This is a genomic window from Pseudoxanthomonas sp. PXM01 (assembly GCF_014851815.1).
GTDB lineage: Bacteria > Pseudomonadota > Gammaproteobacteria > Xanthomonadales > Xanthomonadaceae > Pseudoxanthomonas_A.
This window is the reverse complement of record NZ_JACVAJ010000002.1, coordinates 1505364-1522998: the sequence shown is the minus strand read 5'-3', so window position 1 is coordinate 1522998 and position 17635 is coordinate 1505364. Positions and strand designations below refer to the sequence as shown.

Genomic DNA, 17635 nt, shown 5'->3' with positions numbered 1-17635 from the left:
CGAGAAGCGAGTGGGTGCCGGCCAGCCACTGTGCGACTCGCGCCAGAGACGTGCATCCGATAGCGGATTGGGCCTTTGAAAGAGCCACACGCCGTAGTGGTCTTGCACCATGAGCCCTAACGCCTGAATTAAGCCGACTCGCGAAGCGGGTTCGGCTTGAATGAATTGTTAGGTGTCTTGCCCATCATGTCTCAGCCCTCGCCAACCGAGGCCGATGATAAGGGCGCAGCCGATGAACAATGCGCAATAGATTACTGCTGCCTCCATGCCGTGAGCAGTGAATCCGTATTTGCTGGACGAGAACCGCAATGATCCCGCGGCGAATGAGGTTACGGCTTGGCTGAGTAGCATGAGCATGGCTGCAGAGCAGCCCGCAATGTTCACCCCACTCCAGAATTTGCTTGAACTTCCGGTGGCTTTCATAGACACCTAACGCCTGAGTTAAGCCGCGCCGCGAAGCGGCGTCGGCTTGAATGAAATGTTAGGCGCCACCCGAATCACAGGAACCACCCAGTACCTACTTGACGCTCAATGTGCAGAGCATCCTCCAGCTCCGCGTCAGCACAAACAAGGGTATAGCCCTTGTTGGGGCGGGACAACTTGAAAGGACTGCGGACACGGACAACCCGATCAACCGCCAATGTCGGAGCTGGCGAGGCCGCAAATGCTTGTTCCGATGCGACCGACTCAGCCACTAGGACAAGCGCTTTAGCGGCGGCGTCATTCTCGGATGTGGCACGAACAAAGCGCGTGGTGGCGAAGCCGATAGATCCCTCAGGCGGAATGTCCATTCCGATGCCCGTGACAATGACGCGAAATCGTGGCACTGACGAAAGTCTCCTTGTGGTGCCTAACGCCTGAATTAAGCCGCGCCGCGAAGCGGCGTCGGCTTGAATGAACTGTTAGGCAGCAGCCTCATTTGCTGCGACCAGCCAGCTTGTTGAGCAGTGGAATGTCTTGGGTCGCTTCGTGCAGTGGGCCGGTCATGGAGCAAGAAACCAAGACATTTCCTGTTGTGTAGGCCAAGATGGCAGTGTCTGGCTCTACGGGTAAGCCGCACATTCCCGTGTCCTCGTCAGACACAAACTCTACCCAGGAATCTGGTTTAAACGCACCCTTCCAGACTTGTAGCACCCGCAGCTTGGCGATGCGCTGTGTCTGTCCAGAGGCAGTGGTGAAGTGCACCGACTCAACGTAAGCGGAAAAGACAGACTCGGCGTTCCGATACCCGTGACGCACATGATCTGATCGCGTGCCATTGGGCAGGATGCAAGTACAAGCCAAGGCCGGTGAGGCCAACGCAAGCCATAATGCGATTGTTGCCAGTGCGCGCATGTCCGCCCCTGCTGCCTAACGCCTGAATTAAGCCGCGCCGCGAAGCGGCGTCGGCTTGAATGAATTGTTAGCTGTCAACTCTGACGGTACCCGTCGAACTCCCACAGCAGCTCGTGATTGAGAACTTGAGCAACGTCTTGCCAACTTGGGCGGGAAGCGTGCGCAAGGAGGCGATTGACCGAGTGCTCCACCTGAGACCAAGAGAACGAATCAATGATCAGTGTGCCACGCCCCCAGCCGAATCTCCCCGACTCAGCTAAGGCGCTTGGCGTGACAACAGTAAAGGAAAAGCCGTCTCCGACGGTGCCAGAACTCGGTCCAATCGTAGCTAGCATTGGAACGAGGCAGTGCGCTGGGTCTGGAGGAAGCTCTCCGGCGGCAAGATCGGAGCTTGAGAGGCTGAGCAGCTTAGGAACGATCATTGACGGCTAACGCCTGAATTAAGCCGACCTGCGAAGCGGGTTCGGCTTGAATGAATTGTTAGGCCTGCAACTGGGCAAGCCGGGCGCGAATTGCTGTTGAGTCAATGTAGCGCACGACGAAGGACCACCAAAGTGACCGCCAGATTTTGGCTATCCCATGAGCCGCGAATGCGCCGAATACGAAACTACCCACTGCAATGGCGCCGACCGAGGGACGAGAAGCGCCGCCTCCGGAGAACAGGAAGAACGAGCCAAGTCCAACCGCAGTCCATAGGACGAGTGTGCCGGGCCAACTGGGCGAACGTTCGCCGTGATCGATCCGGTGCAGGACTCGCTCTAAAAGAAATTTCTCAAATTTCTCTGTCATATCTGTGCAGGCCTAACGCCTGAATTAAGCCGAGCCGCGAAGCGGCTTCGGCTTGAATGAATTGTTAGCGGCCAGCAGCACGCTACTGCTGATGTCTCGGTACAACGTGGTACTCGCCGCCGGGAAAGCGGACAACCGTAACCAACTCTCCTGTGTCATAGGCCGGCACGTAGCACCCTGTTGTCGGGACGCTAATCGAGCGGCCTACTTTGCCTTTTACTGTCCTGGTAACCTCAAGGCGAAGTATGCGTGCCGGGTCACCGGGCCTTGGGTCACGGCCATGATCTGGCTCGGTTGAGACAACCTTAGCTTCGAGTACCAAGTCGGCGTTCTTTCTGATCGTTGGGCTGCTGACCAGGATCTGCTGGCACGCAGAGGCTGGAAAACTGAAGGCGCCCACTAGAAGGAGTCCAGTTATCAGGAACTTGATCATGGCCGCTAACGCCTGAATTAAGCCGCGCCGCGAAGCGGCGTCGGCTTGAATGAACTGTTAGACCTGCCAACCGCAGAGCTGGACAAGTCTTTGAACTGAACCTCTATCGGAACTTGATGGCGGCACAAGTTCGCTCGCGCGGGGTAACGCCATTGGGTCACAGCCGAAAGAATTGCCTCGTTATATCCAACAGGCTGGCCGCGGCTACGACCGATAGGATGCCACGCCGCAGAGACGATGGCGGGTGACTGCACTTGACCGGAGCGACTAATGACAAACGAGACCTGGGCTTTGCCAGAGAACTCGTTGTGCAGCCGAGGCGGCAGCTTTGGCGGAACGGTCGATGTAGGAGTAAGGCCAGAAGAACAGGCCGGATGCGGCTCGGCAGCAGCGGATGCACCAAGTGTGATGCCAAGAAGTAGGACTACCAGACTGCAGATTCTTCTCATGGCAGGTCTAACGCCTGAGTTAAGCCGACCCGCGAAGCGGGTTCGGCTTGAATGAATTGTTAGGGGGCATCTTGCGGCCGTCCTTGGAGGTTGTACAGCATGCCGCCAGATGGAGCAGATGGGTCGCTGATACCGGGTTGCAGAACGACATTGATGGTGCGACCACCGATCGTTGTTGCAGAGTGGAGCACCTTTACTCGCTTGGCCTCCAAGTACTCAACCCGGATCAGAGAACCGTTGGCCCAACGAACGTTGATGCCATATGCCTGGTCGCTCCGAGTAGCCCCATAGAGCTGAGCGAGGGACTTTGAGACATTGCAGTTACCGCCATGAGGGGCGAGGCATACGTCGTAGGAGAACGAGGTTGTGGTGCCACCATTCGACTCAATTACAACCGCGTCGATGGCGCCGTCCGGTGATATTGCTCGCGCCACGGCATAGTGCGAAGAATCTGCAGCAATGCAACCGACTAGCAGCGGAAGCAGTAGCACGCCGAGAAACCTCATCAAGTGCCCCCTAACGCCTAATAGACCCCAAACTGGGGTGATAACGCGGAGTATTCAGCTGGCACAGACAGGGCGTCAATGCTTTGGGGCCTTTCCAATCAGCAGCTTACCGTTTGCTTGTCTAGGAGGTTCGATTCGCGGCACCGGCAATATTCTGTGGAGATGCGGTGTCGGTTGGATATCAGGGCGTACTGGCGTGATAACGCGGTTCGCCGGCGGCTCCGGGAATGCGGAATGATCGCGGACGTTGGTGCCTGGATCGCAGCCGTTCGAAAGGAGGACGGCAAGCCGGCGGTCAGCCCGGTGCCGCGTGGTCGTTCAGATGCCGAGAGTGAGTGGGCCACCGACGTCCGACCAAGCCGCCGCCAGTCAGGGCGCAGCCACTGTTACGCCTTCAAGAAGGCTGGTGGCAACGCGGGATACGCGGCTCTGGTGAACGGGCGATGTTCCTGCTTCGCGTGCGCCGACAGGGAGATCCCGTTGAGGCGGGAGGCGTGTACCGACTATGGATGACGGGACGGATCAAACGCGACCGGGATGCCGTTGAACAGGCCGTTGGCATCGTAGAGATAGAGGTGACCCATCAGACGCTTCGAGTGCGAGGTGCTCCAGCCCGTCACCACGAGCCTGGCGTTGCCCGCGCCCAGCGGGAACGTGGCGATCATCAGGTCTTCGTGGAGGCTGACGTCGGCGGGTGTCGCCACGAGTGTCTGGCGTTTTCCGCCGCCGAGCTCCCGAACCAGCGTGACCGTTCCGTCCTTCCGGATCTCAAGGCGATCCCTTGGCGGCGTGCTGAAGAGCCGCACCAGCGACGCGGAAAAGCCCTGCGGTTCCGGACTGATCCATGCCCCGATCCTGTCGCGCGCATCGAGTGTCGCGGCGGATGCCAGGCAGGAGAGCGCATACAGCAGCAGGGCAAGAATGATCTTCATGGCGTCCGGCTTCCTCGCATAAATCCATGTTGCAAAAGGAACACTGAAACGTAGGTCACTCATCAAGCGGGTGTGAGGGGCGCCCCCCCGCTCACTCTGTCGTGGGTGACGGCGTAGGCAGATGATGCGCCGCCAGGAACGCACGCAACGACGCAGGCTTCACCGGCTTGGTGAGCAGCCGGTAACCGCGTTCGCGGGCTTCGCGCTTCAGCTCGTCGCGTCCGTCGGCGGTGAGCAGGGCGCCGGCAATGGGGCCGGGGCTGGCCGCACGCAGCGCGTCTAGCGTGGCCAGGCCGTCGAGCCGGTCATGCAGGTGGTAGTCGACCAGCATCACCGCCGGGCCTTCGGCGATCTTCTCCAGTGCCTCGTCCACCGTCGTGGCGGTGATGACGTCCACCTGCCAGCGACCGAGCAGCGCCTGCATGCCGTCGATGATCTCGCGGTCGTTGTCCACGCACAGCACGCGCAGGCCGGACAGCGACTCACTGGACAGCGTGCGGCGCGACGATGTGCGTCGTTCGCTGAGCGGAGCACCGCGCGGCACGACGATGGAGAACATGCTGCCGCGGTCCACCGTGCTGCGCGCATCCAGTTCGTGCTGCAGCAGGCGCGAGATGCGCTGGCAGATCGACAGGCCCAGGCCCAGCCCGCGCTCGCCCCAGTCGAACGGCTGCTGGTAGCGGTGGAACTCGTTGTAGATCTGCCGCATGTGATTCTCGGGGATGCCGGGACCGGTATCCCAGACCTGCAACGCAATGCGCTCGCCATGCGCACGCATGCCGATCACGATGCGGCCCTCGCGGGTGTACCGCAGCGCGTTGGCGAGGAAGTTCTGCAGCACACGGCGCAGCAGGCGGCGGTCGCTGCGCACCGGGATCGCGCGCGCGTGCACGTGCAGCTTCAGGCCGCGGCCGGCCGCCACGGGCGCGTACTGCGCGGCGAGCTCGCGCAGCAGTTCGCCCGCGTCGAAGTCGGTGATCTGCGTGTGCAGGCCGCCCGCGTCCAGGCGCGAGACGTCGAGCAAGCCGTCCAGCAGTTCTTCGGCGGCGCGTAGCGAGGCATCGACGCGCTCGGCGAGATGCTTGCGTTCCTGTGCCTGCTCGTCCGCACCCTGTTCGCTGTCGCGCAGCGCACTGACGAACAGGCGCGCCGCGTTGAGCGGCTGCAGCACGTCGTGGCTGATCGCCGCCAGGAAGCGCGTACGCGACTGTTGCGCATGCTCGGCGGCCTCGCTGCGCTCGGCGACGCGCTGCTCCAGTGTCTCGTTGGTTTCCAGCAGCTGCGCTTCGGCATGCTTGAAGTCGGTGATGTCGTTGTAGCTGGTGACGTAGCCACCGCCCGGCAGCGGCTGGCCGCGCATCTCGATCACCTGGCCGTCGGCGCGCACGCGTTCGAAGATGTGCGGCGAGCCCGCGCGCATGTAGCGGATGCGCTTGTTGATCTGCGCGTCGATGTCGCCGTCACCGAGTTCGCCACGCTCGGCGTTGTAGCGGATCAGATCGGCGACGGGACGTCCCACGTACAGCATGCCGTCGGGATAGCCGAACATCTGCTGGTAGCGGCGGTTCCATGCCACCAGGCGCATGTCCGGATCGACCACACTGACGCCGGCGCTGATGTTCTCCAGCGTGGTCGACAGGATTTCGCGGTTGAAGCGCAGTTCCTGGCCGGCCTGGTCGAGTACCGCGACCACTTCGCCCAGTTCCATGCCCGAGCCGCGCAGCACGCTGGTCAGCACGATGCGCGCGGAAGCGGCACCGATGGCGGCGGCAAGCAGGCGCTCGGTGAACTGCACCCAGGCGCGGTCGGCCGGCGCATGGGGCTGGAATTCGCGTTCGAGCACCTGCGCCTGTTCGGCGAACGCGCGACGCGCGTGCCGCTCGCCGACCACGCGCTCGGCCAGCGTGCGCAGGTCGCCGACGCGCACGCTGCCGGGCCATTCGCCCGCCACCAGTGCGGGACGTTGCGCGTACGGGTCGAGGAACGGCGCGGCACGCAGGCGTTCGTCGACGCCGGGGCGCGAGCGCGCCGACACGATCATCATCGCGCCCGTGTTGACCAGCAGCGACCAGAACGTGCCGTGCGTCAGCGTGTCCCAGCCGCTCAGGCCGAACAGCTGCTGCGGGCGCAGCCAGCGGATCCCGAACGGGCCGTCATGCAGCCACAGCAGGTCGAACCAGCCGGCCTGCGTCATCGTCGGCAGCAGCAGCGTGTAGATCCAGGTGGCGAAGCCGAGCACCATGCCGACCTCCACGCCGCGCCGGCTGGCACCGCGCCAGTACAGGCCGCCGATCAGGCCGGGCGCGAACTGCGCGACCGCGGCGAATGCCATCAGGCCGTACGACGCCAGCGTGCTGTCGTTGCTGCTGCTGCGGTAGTAGGAGTACGCCGTCAGCGCCAGCAGCAGGATCGCCACGCGACGGATCCACAGCACGCGCGAGGCGACGTCGGCTTCGGCATGGTGCTTGCCCCAGCCACGTCGCAGCAGCACCGGCATGATCAGGTCGTTGCTGACCATCGTGGCCAGCGCGATGCTCGCCACGATCACCATGCCGGTGGCGGCCGAGAAACCACCGACGTAGGCGATGATCGCCAGCGCAGTGCGCCCTTCCGCCAGCGGCAGCGCCAGCACGTAGCTGTCGTCGGCCACGCTGGTGCCGCCGAACAGCGATGCGCCCGCGGCCGCGACCGGTACCACCATCAGCGAGAACAGCGCCAGATAGCCGCCGAACAGCCAGCGCGCCTTGCGGATGTCGCCGACATCGCTGCATTCGACCACCGCCACGTGGAACTGGCGTGGCAGGCAGACGATGGCGAGGAAGCCCAGCAGGGTCTGCGCGATGAAGCCCACGGGGGGCGCGTTCTCGAACAGCGTGCGCGCCGAGTCGGTGACGCGGAAGGCGTTGTCGTCCAGCCACAGGTAGGCGAACACGCCCACGGCGATCATCGCCACCAGCTTGACCACCGATTCCAGCGAGATCGCCAGCATCATGCCGTGGTGGTGTTCGGTGGCATCGACCTGGCGGGTACCGAACAGCGCGGCGAACAGCGCCATCAGCAGCGCGACGTACAGCGCGGGATCGGTGAAGAAGCCGTGCGTGCTGTCGCCGCCGTCGCCGCTGAGCACGCTCAGGCTCATCGCCACCGCCTTGTACTGCAGCGCCAGGTACGGGACCACGCCGATCAGCGCGATCACCGTGACCAATGCCGCCAGCCGGCGCGAGCGGCCATAGCGGGAGGAGATGAAGTCGGCGATGGAGACGGTGTTCTCGCTGCGTGCGATCAGCGCCAGCCGCTCGATGATGCGCCAGCCGAACAGGAGCAACAGGACCGGGCCGAGGTAGATCGGCAGATAACCCAGGCCGTTGCGCACCGCGCTGCCGACCGCGCCGTAGAACGTCCACGACGAGCAGTACACCGCCAGCGCCAGGCTGTAGACCACCGGACGCAGCCAGGGGCGGTCGGGATACATCGGGCGGCGGTCGCCCCACCACGCCACGCCGAACAGCAGCGCGGCATAGCCGACCGACACCAACAGCAGGATCCAGCTGGAAACCAACGCCCTCTCCCGGCGCTCAGAACGCTGTCGAGTGTACCGGCTGCCGCGGGTCGCGGCGCCCGGTCAGGGCGTCGGGAACAGCAGCTCGTGCACGGCGGTCTCGGCCTGGCCGCGCAGTTCCGGAATGGCGATGCTTTCCCACACACAACCGATACGCAGGCTGCCGAGGATGAACACGCGCGGCTGCGCATTGCCGTCGGCATCGACCATGCGGCCATCGCGGGCCGCCTTCAGGCCGATGCCGTGCGGCCCCGGTTGCGCATGACCCTTGCCGAGCAGGTCGTGCAGCAGCGGGTTGCGCATGGTCTGCGCGCGCATCTCCACGCCGGTGGCGTTGACCACATAGTCGACATCGAATTCGTCGGTGCGGCCGTCGCGGGTATGCGTGGTCACGCGCAGGCCACGGCCCTCGTTCATCACGGTGTCCAGGCGGCCGCGATGCAGGCGCAACTGGCCGCGGTCGAGCAGGGCCTGCAGCGTGGCGTGCACTTCCGGCGCGATGCGGTGGCGGTGCACATCCCACTGGCGCACCACATGGCGCAGGAAGCGGCGCTGATCAGGCAGCGACATCGATTGCCACAGCGTCTGCCCGTGCGGGCGGATGCGTTCCATCGCGGCCTGCCACGGCAGACCGTCGGCGACGGCCTGCTTCGCTGCGTTGCGCAGGAAGCGCATGCGCGCGCGCAGGTCCATCGTCTGCAGTGGTGCGGGATCGAACGTCGCGGCAGCGCCATGGCAGTGCGGCAACGGCAGCAGCGCATGCCGGGACAGCACGTGGATGGTGCCCGTGTGGCCGTTGTCGGCCAGGCTGAGCACGGTGTCGACCATGCTGAGGCCGGAGCCGATGATGCAGAGCTCGGCATCGGCCGGCATCGCCTTCACCGCATCGAAGTCCCACGCCGCCAGCGAACGGCCGTCCGGCAGCTGAGGTGCGCCGCGTGCGGGCAATGGCTTCGGCGTGTTGCCGACGGCCAGCACCACGCCGCGTGCATCCAGCGGACCGTGCGCGGTCAGGTGCAGCGTCGAGCCGTCATCGCGCGCGTCGAGTTCTGCGACGGTGTCGTGCACGACCTGCAGCGAGGCCGGGCTGGCGGCGATCGCCTCCTGCAGCCGGGTGCGTAGGTACTCGCCGTAGCGGCGGCGTTCGATGAAAGCGTGCGCCAGCGTCTCGCGGTCAGGACCGCCGGGCGGCGTGGTGGCGACGACGTAGTCGAGGAAATCCGCGGGGCGGTCGTCGAACGCGCTCATGCGACCGGCGGGGACGTTCAGCACGTGCTCGCCATAGGTCGTCGCATAGGCCACGCCCTGGGCCAGCACGTCGCGGGGTTCGATCATCACGATGCGCAGCGGCGTGGTGGCACGGCGCAGTGCCTGCATCGCCGCCAGGACGCCACCGGCACCACCGCCGATGATCGCAAGGTCGCAGGGCGGCAGGGGTGTGTCGGTCGCGGCAGTCATGCCGCCATTGTAGGCGAACGGGCGTCGCCGTCCCTGCGGCGCGATGCCGCTACATCACTGAGTCCGCCAGTCGCGCGACGCCCTCACGGCTGCGCTGCCAGCCCGGCCGTCGCCGCCACGTGTCGCGATCCACCCTGTCGGAGTGCGCCAGGTAGTCGCTCTCGATCGCGCGGATCCGCGCGACCACGTCGGTGTCGTAGCAGACCAGACCGATCTCCGCGTTGAGCGCGAACGAACGGATATCCAGGTTGATCGAGCCCACGAGGGCGATGTCGTCGTCCACCGTCAGGTGCTTGGCGTGCAGAAAGTGTGGCCGGTACAGCGCGATCTTCACGCCGCAGGCGAGCAGTTCCTCGTAGTATGACTGCTGCGCCCACGCGGTCAGCGCCTGGTTGTTGGTGGCTGACAGCACCAGCTGCACGTCGACGCCGGACAGTGCGGCGATCCGCAGCGCGCTGAGCGTGGCGTCGTCGGGTACGAAGTAAGGCGTGGTCAGCACGACCTGGCGGCGTGCGAGGTGGATCAGTGCATTGACGGTGTCGCGTGCGTTTTCGAACGGATAGGCCGGCCCGCTGGGCAGCAGCTGGGCGGCGACGTCCTGCGTCTGCACGCTGAGGTCGGGTTGCACGTCGAGGCGTTCGCCGGTTTCGATGTACCAGTCGCTGGCGAACACGCCCTCCAGGTGCGACACCACCGGTCCCTGCACGCGGGCCACCAGTTCGCGGTTCGGGTGACCCGGTACGAACGCGGCGTCCGCCAGGTTCTGCGAACCGACGAAACCGATGCAATTGTCGATCACCGCCACCTTGCGATGGTTGCGCAGGTCCATGCGTCCGCTGCGCCGCCATTGCAGGCCGCCCGGCAGCATCGCATGCACCTGCACGCCCGCCGCGCGCAGGCGCGAGGCATAGGCGCGCAGGCCGCGCTTGGCGCCGACGGCATCGAGCAGCAGGCGGCAGGTTACGCCCCGCGCGGTGGCGCGGCATAGGGCGGCGGTGACGGCTTCGCCCACCGCGTCGTCGAACATCAGGTAGTACAGCAGGTGCACCTGCTGCGTGGCCGCGTCGATGTCATCGAGCAGCGCGCGCAGCGAGGCGTCGTAGTCGTCCAGCAGCGCGACCGCATTGCCGTGCGTGGGCATGAAGGCGCCCTGGCGTTCGATCAACGGGGCCATCTCGGCGGCGGCGCCATCGTGCGGTTTCCAGCGCAGCGCGCTGAGCGGACGCTGTTCCTCGCGGATCACGTCCGAGGCGCGCGCCTGCCGCTCGACGCGTTCGCGCGACAGCCACGGATGGCCGAGCAGCAGGTACAGCGGCAGGCCGAGCAGGGGCACGAAGCCGACCAGCAGCAGCCAGCTGCGCGCAGCGGCCGGCGTGGTGCGGCTGGGAATCCACCACAGCGCGGCCAGCCGGATCAGCCAGTCGACGATCAGCAGGGCGGTGCCGAAGGACCACTCCATGCGGCGCATCCGTCCAGGAAGGGGGTGCGGTGATTCTGGCGTCGCGGACGGGCAAAAGAAAACCCGCCGTGAGGCGGGTTTCTTGGAGGCGGTGGGCCGGGCTTTCGCCCTGGGCTCACTTGATCTTGCCTTCCTTGTAGATCACGTGCTTGCGCACGACCGGGTCGTACTTCTTGATTTCCATCTTGCCCGGGGTGTTCTTCTTGTTCTTGTCCGTCGTGTAGAAGTGGCCGGTGTTGGCCGAGGAGATCAGACGGATCTTGTCGCGCTTGGATGCCATGTGTAGTTACTCCTCAGACCTTTTCGCCGCGGGCGCGCAGCTCGGCCAGAACGGAGTCGATGCCGTTCTTGTCGATGGTGCGCAGCGCGTGCGCGGAAACTTTCAGCTTGACCCAGCGGTTTTCGCTGGCGACCCAGAAGCGGCGCTCGTGCAGGTTGGGCAGGAAACGACGACGGGTCTTGTTGTTGGCGTGGCTGACGTTGTTACCCGTCATCACACGCTTGCCGGTCACTTGGCATACGCGGGACATACGCACCTCGATAGATAATTGTGTCGCCCATAGCCCGGGAGACGGCGGCCCGGCGGCGGCCTGCGAACAGGTCGGACACCACGCGATACGGTAGGTAAACCGCTGCGGACACAAGCCGGAATCGCGTTTCCGGCCGCAGATCCGGCAGGGCCGGACGCAGCGAGCCGCGCATTATGCCGAGGTTTCCCTTGTCCTGCAAGCACTTAGGGGTTGGCGACGCCTGTGCCCCACGGGGGCGTCCCCGGGGCACCATGCCATGGGAGCCGCACGCCCCGACCGGGCCGAAGCCCGGACGTGGCGCCCCACGCGGCAGGGCATACTGCTTCGGCACATCGCGACCACGTGCCCAGGAGCCCGCCATGGATGATGTTCCCGCCCCCGGGCCGGCGCCCGGCCCCGCCGATGGGGCCGACTACCGCCAGCGGTTCGCCGAGCTGTACGCAGAACTCCAGCGCCTGGCCCGGCGTGAGCTGTCGGGCCAACGGCGTCACTCCCTGCATACCACGGTGCTGGTCCACGAGGCCTACCTGAAGCTGGACGGCCAGTCCCTGGACGTCAGCCAGCGTGGCCCGTTTCTGGCCCTGGCGGGCAAGGCCATGCGGCATGTGCTGGTCGACCACCTGCGGGCACGGGGCGCCGAGAAGCGCGGCGGCGACCAGATCCGGGTGACGCTGATGACGGACCTGCCGATGCAGGCCGGCGATGGCGAGGTGGATCTGCTGGATATCGAACAGGGGTTGGAGGCGCTGGAGGCCGTCGACCCCCGGCTGGTCACGGTGGTCGAATGCCGTTTCTACGTCGGCATGGAGTTCCAGGAGATCGCTGTCCATCTGGGGTTGACCGAACGCACGGTCTACCGCGACTGGCGCAAGGCCCGCGCCTTCCTGCTGATGCACCTGGGGGCTGCGGCATGAGCGCCCCGGATCCCCCACAACGCTGGCAGCGGGCGGCGGCCCTGTTCGACCGCGTGTGGGACCTGGAGCCCTCGGCGCGCGTGGCCGTGCTGCAGGCCGAATGCACCGGCGACCCCACGCTGCGTGAGGATGTGGAGCGCATGCTGGTCGTCGATGCCCAGGCGCATGCGTTCGACCAGGGGCCCCCGCAGGATGTGCTCGACGACGCGGTGGTCGACCGGCAGGACGATGAGCGCGACGTGGGGAGCCGGCTGGGTCCGTGGCGTCTGGAGTCGCTGCTGGGGCAGGGCGGCATGGGCACGGTCTACGCCGCGCGTCGCGACCATGACGACACCTGGCAGCGCGTGGCCCTCAAGCGCCTGCACCGGCGCTGGCAGGGCAGCCTGCAGGCACAGCGCTTCCTGCAGGAGCGCCGCATCCTGGCATCGCTGTCGCATCCGCACATCCCCGGCCTGGTCGACCACGGCCTGGCGGACGACGGCCGGCCCTGGTTTGCGCTGGAACTGGTGGAAGGGCAATCGCTGATCCGCTGGGCCGACGAACACCAGCTCGACCTGCGTGCGCGCCTGGACCTGTTGCGCCAGGTCTGCGCGGCCGTGCAGCACGCGCACGAACATTTCGTGGTGCACCGCGATTTGAAGCCGGAGAACATCCTGGTCGATGCCGAAGGCCACGCGAAGGTGCTGGACTTCGGTGTGGCCAAGCGCACCGACGACGGGGCCGGCGCGACGCGGACCGGCGTGTTCATCGGCTTCACCCCCGAATACGCGGCGCCGGAGCAGGTATCCGGCGGTGACATCAGTGCGGCGACCGACGTCTATGCCCTGGGCGTGATCCTGTACCAGTTGTTGTCCGGGCGCCTGCCGTACCACGTCGACCAGAGGGACCTGCATGCCACCGCCGAGGCGATCACGGGGCACGCCGCCGCGCGACTGGACCAGGCCATCACCACCGGAACGGTGGAGGAGGTGGATGCACGCCTGCGCCAGCGCAGCACCGATCTGCGCGCGTTCAAGCGTTTCGTGAAGGGCGACCTGTCGCGCATCGTGCAGACCGCGCTGGCCAAGGAGCCGCCGCGCCGGTACGCCAGCGTGCAGGCGTTCTCCAACGACCTGGAACGCTTTCTCAAGGGCCGCACCGTGTCGGTCGGCGGTGACACGGTCGCGTATCGCGCACGCAAGTTCATCGGCCGCAACCGCTGGGGCGTGGCGATGGGGGCGTTCGCGGTGTTCGCACTGGGTGCGGGAGTCGCGGGCATCCTGGTGCAGGCGGGGAAAGCCCGCGTCTCCGCAGCGCGGGCCGAGACAGAAGCCATGCGGGCGAACGAGGAGCGGGCACGGGCCGAATCGGAGACGCGGCATGCGCGCGTCAGTCGTGACTTCCTCGCGTCCCTGCTTGCGGAGGCGTCCCCGGAGAACAACCGTGGTGCCAAGACCACCGTACGGGAGGTGCTTGATCGCAGCAAGGAGCGCATCTCCACGGAGTTCGCAGGACAGCCGGAGATGCGCGTCGAGATGATGACGCTGATCGGAAAGACGTATTCCGACCTGAGTCTCTATCAGGATGGAATGGCGTTGCTGGAGGAGGCCGCGGCGACTGCCGATGCGAGCCGGGATATCGCGCCCGCCATTCGTGCGCGCGCATTGGCGGAGCACGCCTTCATCCTGCTTTCGCAAAGTCGGACGAAGGAAGCCGAGGCGCAAGCAGGAAAAGCCGTCGCATTGTTCGACCATGATCCGCCCGATGCGGGATTGATCGAAGCATTGGGTACCTTGGGATCTTCCCTCTACCTGCAGGGTAAATTCGAAGCTGCATTGGCGACGCAGCGAAGCGCGTCGGACATGACGGCCCGCACCAAGGGCAGGGATTCGGATGAATATGCCGAGTCGTTGCTGGAGTTGAGCTATTTTCTCGATGCGGCCGAAAAGCCGGAAGAAGCGGTGCAGGCAGCGCGCAATGCCCTGCGTATCCTTGAGCAGCGCCATCCCTCGGAGCTCGAGCCGGCGGTAAGCCGGGCACTCTGGGCGCTCGGCAACGTGCTGTCCTCGGCCGGCCGCGATGCCGAGGCGATTCCCTTGTTGCGCCGTGCGCAGGTCATGGTGGCGAAGATCTACGGCACGGATACGCTCAAGTACATGCGTTCGCTGCAACTGTTGGGCCGCGCGGAACTGGGTGCGGGAGAACTGGCTGCCGCTCGCCGTCATCTGGAGCAGGCATCGCGCCTGCTGGATGAACGGGCACCGGACCACCCCATTTCCGTCGTGCTGCAACGCTACCTGGGTGAAACGATGCTGCGCCAGGGCGACGCGCGGCAGGCAACGGGCGTGTTCCAGCGCGTGCTGGGCAGGCTGCAGCGGAATACCGCCAATGGCGTCAACCTGGGCGATAGCGTCACCACGCTGCTGGCGCGGGCGCGTCTTGCGGAAGGTGATCCGGCGGCGGCCAGGCAGCTGCTGGAGGCGCAGATCCCCGAACTTCGCCGCAGCGGCTCCAGGCAACTCGCACTCGCGCTGGTGGCACGTTCCGAACTTGCGCGTGCCGAGGGCGACATCGCACTCGCACGAAAGTCGATCACGGAAGCGCGAGAGTTTCTTCCCGCCAGCAGCGTGCCCCTTGCGCGCGCACGACTTTCACTGGAAGAGGCGCGCGTCTCCGACGCGCTGGGGGATGCGTCGGGTCGACGTGCAGCGGCGAACACGGCGCTGGAGCTGCTGGCCGCGACAACCGTGCCGTCAGCGCCCGAATTCGCGACGGCGGCTGCTCTGGCGCGTTGAGCCGTGCGCAAGGCCTAGGCTGCGAAGGCCAGGCTTGAGGTCGCTGCCAATGGATGCAGGTGCTGGAAGGCGAGGATGTGGCGAGTGCCGGGCAATTCGACCTGTTGCTGGTTGAGGTGTCTGGAAAGCCGTGCCGCCGGATTTGGTCCGGAGCGGCGCCAACAGCAAGGAATGGCGCTGGGCGGGAAAGGACGCCGCCGACAAGGGGGCGCCGCCGCTTAGGTCACCCGGCGCGATGACGGTCCTTGCCGACAAAGATGGCGTGGTGCCGTGGATCCGGGTGGGCACGGCCGTGCCCTGGCCGCACGTCTGCGACCTTGTTCAGCCGTGGACATCCGTCATTGATGAAGCGATGTCAGTCGCAGCCGCTCCATTCCGATCTCCCTGAAAGCCGGACGCTTCCGGCTTACCCGACAACAGAGAGAGAGCCTCGATGAAATCCTCGATTGCACGTTCGTCCCGACGCAGGTTGAAGCGATCCGCCATCTTCACGGCGTTGATCATGTTCCATGCAAGCGCTCCCGCATGGGCGGGCGTGGTGTGCGTGATGGAAGACCATTTCACGGGTGCGGAGTATCGCTACAACGATTCGGACGGTACCGGAAGCAGCGCGTGTGGTTACGAGAACAATCGTGAACTCACGGAGTCGGGCGGCAACATCCGCGCCGGTGACGAAAGCTCGGCCTTCGGAAACAACAACATGGCATCGGGCCGCCTCAGCAACACGTTCGGTCGCTTCAACCGGGCCAGCGGCACGGGGAGCAATGCGTTCGGCGGTTCGTATGACGAGAACATCGGCACCATCGGACGTATCTTCAACACCGCCAGCGGTGGCTACAGCAATGCCTTTGGCGTGGGCAACCAGGCGGAGGCCTGGTACTCGACGGCGGTCGGCTTCCGGAATGTGGCCGCGGGCGGGAGTGGTTCCACGGCTGTCGGCTATTCGAACCAGGTGACCGGCGGCTTCGGCACCGCACTCGGCTACTCCAATCGCGCGGGGCACCTGGGAGCTTCGGCGGTCGGTTACGAAAACACTGCCACAGGCCAGGGCAGCAGCGCGTTCGGCCACTTCAGCACTGCCAGCGGCACCAGCAGCGTGGCGATGGGATTCTTCGGGCGCGCCTCGGGTACGCGAAGCCTGGTGCTTGCGAGTTGGTATGACCAGGACGAGAACGATGGCGTAGGTTTCGCCGAGACGGGCAACGCATCAGGGATCAGCGCGGTTGCGATAGGTGCGGGCGTGAATGCGGCGGGCGACTACAGCGCCGCCTTCGGTGTCAATTCCATGGCCAATGCCGACTACAGCACGGCACTGGGCTTCGGCGCCGTGGCCGACCGCGAGTACACGATCTCCGTCGGCTCCGCCGCGCGCATGAACCAGATCGTCAATCTGGCCAACGGCACGCAGGACAACGATGCAGTGAACCTGTCGCAACTGCATCCGTTCGCAACCGCCCTGGGCGGTGGCGCCAGTTATTCCGGCGGTGTGTTCACCGCGCCCACCTACGTCATCCAGTCCAGCAACTACGGCAGCATCGGCTCCGCATTCACCGCAGTGGACAGTGCGCTGAGCGCCATCAACCAGCGCATCATCGACGCCGGCGGCGTGCAGGGCGAGCGTGGCTTCAGTGCGTACGACATCGCCACCCAGAACGGATTCGTCGGCAGCCAGAGCGAATGGCTGGCCTCGTTGCGCGGCGACACCGGCCCGCAAGGTCCCGTGGGCGGCGACGGTCCCACGGGCCCGACCGGCCCGCAAGGCCCCACGGGTCCGGAAGGTCCCTCAGGACCGCAGGGCCCGGAAGGTCCCCCGGGCGGTGGTCCGCGCAGCGTGATGTACGACAGCGACAGCGGTGATGTGCTGACGCTCACCGGCACGAGCGGCACCCGCATCGCCAACGTGGCCGACGGTGTGGAAGCCGGCGACGCGGTGAACCTGGGCCAGATGCAGGCCGGCGATGCGGCCACGCTGACGGCGGCCAACACGCATACCAACACCCGCGAAGCCGCCATCCGCACCGACATGGCCGCGGGCGATGCCGCCACGCTGCAGTCGGCGCAGGACCATGCCGATGCGGGCGATGTGCAAACCCTGGCCTCGGCCAATGCCTACACCGACCAGCGCTTCGCCGAGTTCTCCGGGCTGTCCGACAGTTTCGAGAACTTCCGCCACGAAACCGATCGCCGCTTCCAGCAACAGGATCGCCGCATCGACAAGCTGTCGGCCATGAGCGGCGCGTACGCCGGCATGGCGATGAACACCGCCGGTCTGGCAGGACGCAATCGCGTAGGAGTGGGTGTGGGCGCGCAGGGTGGAGAGAGGGCGCTCGCGGTGGGTTACCAGCGCGTCATCGGCAATCGTGCGAGCGTGTCGCTGGCGGGCGCGTTCAGCGGCGACGAGAAGAGCGTATCGGCGGGCGCAGGTTTCAGCTGGTAAAGCCCGCAGGATTTCCGGCCGGGTAAGCCGCGTACATGGAAGTACAGACGGGAGCGTTCG

Annotated in this window: 12 protein-coding genes; 3 read left to right on the top strand and 9 right to left on the bottom strand. The window is 65.6% G+C overall.

Annotated elements, in window-relative coordinates; all coding sequences use genetic code 11:
* Nucleotides 1-915: 915 nt before the first annotated feature.
* From IB230_RS16560 to rpmB, 8 genes are all read right to left on the bottom strand, one after another.
* Nucleotides 916-1335 carry a hypothetical protein gene (locus tag IB230_RS16560; protein WP_192273874.1) on the bottom strand — a complete coding sequence of 140 codons (420 nt, stop codon included), beginning with the start codon at nucleotides 1333-1335 and terminating at the stop codon, nucleotides 916-918.
* Nucleotides 1336-1815: 480 nt separating this feature from the next.
* The gene (locus tag IB230_RS16550; RefSeq protein WP_192273872.1) at nucleotides 1816-2124 is read right to left on the bottom strand and encodes a hypothetical protein; all 309 of its coding nucleotides are present in this window, start codon (nucleotides 2122-2124) and stop codon (nucleotides 1816-1818) included.
* A 1891-nt stretch (nucleotides 2125-4015) separates the two neighbouring features.
* Nucleotides 4016-4507, bottom strand: coding sequence for a hypothetical protein (locus tag IB230_RS16545; RefSeq protein ID WP_192273871.1), 492 nt, complete (start codon nucleotides 4505-4507; stop codon nucleotides 4016-4018).
* A gap of 28 nt (nucleotides 4508-4535) precedes the next feature.
* Nucleotides 4536-8003, bottom strand: coding sequence for a PAS domain-containing hybrid sensor histidine kinase/response regulator (locus tag IB230_RS16540; RefSeq protein ID WP_192273870.1), 3468 nt, complete (start codon nucleotides 8001-8003; stop codon nucleotides 4536-4538).
* A 63-nt stretch (nucleotides 8004-8066) separates the two neighbouring features.
* Nucleotides 8067-9461 (bottom strand): FAD/NAD(P)-binding protein, encoded by a 1395-nt coding sequence (locus IB230_RS16535; RefSeq protein WP_192273869.1) that lies wholly within the window; start codon nucleotides 9459-9461, stop codon nucleotides 8067-8069.
* A 49-nt stretch (nucleotides 9462-9510) separates the two neighbouring features.
* A complete protein-coding gene (cls, locus tag IB230_RS16530) occupies nucleotides 9511-10929 on the bottom strand; it encodes a cardiolipin synthase (protein ID WP_192273868.1) in 1419 nt (472 codons plus the stop codon).
* Nucleotides 10930-11035: 106 nt separating this feature from the next.
* The gene (gene rpmG, locus IB230_RS16525) at nucleotides 11036-11200 is read right to left on the bottom strand and encodes a 50S ribosomal protein L33 (protein ID WP_027070918.1); all 165 of its coding nucleotides are present in this window, start codon (nucleotides 11198-11200) and stop codon (nucleotides 11036-11038) included.
* A gap of 13 nt (nucleotides 11201-11213) precedes the next feature.
* Complete coding sequence (gene rpmB, locus IB230_RS16520; protein ID WP_192273867.1) at nucleotides 11214-11450, bottom strand: 50S ribosomal protein L28; 237 nt, start codon at nucleotides 11448-11450, stop codon at nucleotides 11214-11216.
* Nucleotides 11451-11809: 359 nt separating this feature from the next.
* On the opposite strand from rpmB, the gene IB230_RS16515 reads away from it, so the two are divergent.
* Together IB230_RS16515 and IB230_RS16510 are read left to right on the top strand one after the other, a co-directional pair.
* Nucleotides 11810-12364, top strand: coding sequence for an ECF-type sigma factor (locus IB230_RS16515; RefSeq protein WP_192273866.1), 555 nt, complete (start codon nucleotides 11810-11812; stop codon nucleotides 12362-12364).
* Complete coding sequence (locus tag IB230_RS16510; protein ID WP_192273865.1) at nucleotides 12361-15138, top strand: serine/threonine-protein kinase; 2778 nt, start codon at nucleotides 12361-12363, stop codon at nucleotides 15136-15138. Before IB230_RS16515 ends, IB230_RS16510 begins: the two co-directional genes overlap by 4 nt.
* 321 nt (nucleotides 15139-15459) lie before the next feature.
* Here the strand turns inward: IB230_RS16510 and IB230_RS16505 are convergent, their stop codons facing one another.
* Nucleotides 15460-15642, bottom strand: a complete 183-nt coding sequence (locus tag IB230_RS16505; RefSeq protein WP_192273864.1) for a hypothetical protein — start codon at nucleotides 15640-15642, stop codon at nucleotides 15460-15462.
* On the opposite strand from IB230_RS16505, the gene IB230_RS16500 reads away from it, so the two are divergent.
* Nucleotides 15641-17575: a YadA-like family protein gene (locus IB230_RS16500; protein WP_192273863.1), complete on the top strand. Its 1935-nt coding sequence runs from the start codon at nucleotides 15641-15643 to the stop codon at nucleotides 17573-17575. The genes IB230_RS16505 and IB230_RS16500 overlap by 2 nt on opposite strands.
* The last annotated feature ends 60 nt before the right edge of the window (nucleotides 17576-17635 follow it).